Here is a 2,277-nt window from a genome sequence, read left to right on the forward strand (position 1 = left end):
GAAGAACATGAAACATTTAATTAAAGGTATAGTAGCAAGTGTGATTATAACATTTTTATGGGTAAAAGTCTACTTAATCCTTTTATAACAAATTAGATAATACTTTATCTTGCAGATTTAACCATTTGTATTAATTCATCTTTTGTATGTAGATTTCTTAGCCAATAGTGATTATTGCCATCAAATATTTTAACTTTTAGTTTTCCATAATCATTTTTTACTTCATGAATAATCACTTTTGTTTCAAAATCATTAATTGTTGCAAAAATCTTTTTATTTATAAATAAATCAAATAAATTAGGCTCTTTTCGAACGCCAATATATTTTCTATTATCTTGAGCAAATAGATATTTCCATATTCTCATTTCTTGCTCATAAGTAACATAGTTTTCTGTTTGACTACTTACTATTCTTTTATTTTTAATAAAAAAGTCAGTTTCAGGATAAAAGCCTCTAACACAATTACATAAAAAATTGTTTTGAGCTTTTTTTTCTATTGCATTAATTGTTACATTTTTAAATTTTATTAACTTACCCTTTAAACTACTATCTTTATCATACTCTTCTAATAAAATTGATAGAACTAAAATAAAATCTTCTAAATCAAAATAGTCAATATCATCACTATTTATAGATAAAAGCATATTGTATATTTCTAATATTTTATTATAAGTATCAGGAACTTTTTGTTCTACTTTAAAATATTTACCATTTTGACAATCTACAATATTTACAATATCTTTTTCAAATGATTGATAAATTGAGATAATAAAAACTTTTTTATCATTTCTTCTATTTATAATAAAAAAGTTTGAACTATCAATAATAATCATTTTATAAAGATTCTTAACTTTTTTATCATAATCAGAATACTGTTGAACTTTAATCTCATAAGTATAAGAGTTTTTATCGCATAGCCATTTTACTTCGTTCATAGCTAAGTCACTTATCTCATAAGGGTTTGAGTATACTTGAGATTTTGTATTATACTCTACTCCTAACTGAAATAGTTGGTCTTTATATTTATATAAATCATTTTGTTGTTTGATATAGATTTTTTCGATTTCAAAACTATTTTGAGTCATTTTTTTCCTAAATATTATTTCGATTATTATAGTAGAATCTTCTTTTATAAAAAGTTTTATTTTTTTAAATACTACAAACCATCAATATCCACAAACTCTTGGTCAAGAAAAAGCTTTTTTTCAAGTAATAAGGGGATTAAGGTATTATCAGTATAAAAACAAGAAGTATCTTTTGGTTCTTTTTGTTTATCTTTTCCTGACATTATAGCTGTATGACCAAAATTTGATTTTATTGCTTTTATCATTTCATCATATGCTATTTGCCATGCTTGTAAGTTTTTGAAATTTGTTTTTAAAGCACCTAAAATACTTATGCCTTCAAAATCAAAATCGCCCCAAAAGTAAGTATTTATATCAAGATTATTCTCTTCATAAAACCATGAAATAAAATCTTCTTTTGATTTTATTGAAAACTTACAATCATTTGTAAAAAATAGTTTACTTCCATCTTTTTGTCTTACTCTTTTTGCACTTGCTTTATATCCTGATGAATAAACTAACACTGTGTTATCAAATATTTTATTTTGACTTTGAATACATGAGTTAAATGTTTCAAGATTTTCTATAAATAAAACATTATTTATTTGCTCACTTTTTGCATGAATTTGCAAGAAAATTGGCATACTGTTAAGATTTAAGTAATTAGCTAGTAGTTTATGATTTTCAAATATTTTTGACATACCCCAAAAACATCTAGCACTCTCTTGTCTTAAAGAGTTCGAGATTTTATCCTATTTTAACCAAGATTGGAATCTTGTTAATACCTCTTTTTGGGTTTTACCTTCTATACTTATTGGTGTTGTTTTTAAAATTGTAAATAACTCTTCATCTAAATTTTTAAACTCTTTTAAGTATTCAAGCCATTTATTATCGCAAATTTCTCTATTGTAAAAGCTTCTTATTGTTTTTTCATACTCTTTATTAAAAATGAGTTTTACTTTTCTATCTGCTAAAGGAAGATAATCTTTTGAAGTAGAAGAAAAAGAAAATAGTCCTACTTGAACTAAATTATTTATATCTTTTTCTAGTGTTTCATCATTTAAATACTCACTTGGTTCATATAACTCTTTAAAATTCTTTTCATTTATTAGAACTGATATATTATTTGTACGAGTTTGAAATGATTGTTTATCCAATTTATCTAAAATTTGATTTAGCACTTTTGATATAGAATCATTTTTAAGTGCTAAAG

The 2,277-nt window shown here is 23.5% G+C and carries 3 protein-coding genes; all 3 read right to left on the reverse strand.

Translation table 11 applies throughout. From position 1 onward, the window contains the following. Positions 1 to 104: 104 nt before the first annotated feature. Positions 105 to 1,085 carry a hypothetical protein gene (locus ACERKK_RS12895; RefSeq protein ID WP_373773482.1) on the reverse strand — a complete coding sequence of 327 codons (981 nt, stop codon included), beginning with the start codon at positions 1,083 to 1,085 and terminating at the stop codon, positions 105 to 107. A gap of 71 nt (positions 1,086 to 1,156) precedes the next feature. Continuing rightward, positions 1,157 to 1,765: a Wadjet anti-phage system protein JetD domain-containing protein gene (locus tag ACERKK_RS12900; protein ID WP_373773483.1), complete on the reverse strand. Its 609-nt coding sequence runs from the start codon at positions 1,763 to 1,765 to the stop codon at positions 1,157 to 1,159. A gap of 51 nt (positions 1,766 to 1,816) precedes the next feature. Then, positions 1,817 to 2,277 (reverse strand): hypothetical protein (locus tag ACERKK_RS12905; protein WP_373773484.1); only part of this gene is annotated, 461 nt, incomplete at its 5' end.

It is taken from the genome of Poseidonibacter sp. (assembly GCF_041821165.1).
In the GTDB taxonomy this organism is placed as follows: Bacteria; Campylobacterota; Campylobacteria; order Campylobacterales; family Arcobacteraceae; genus Poseidonibacter.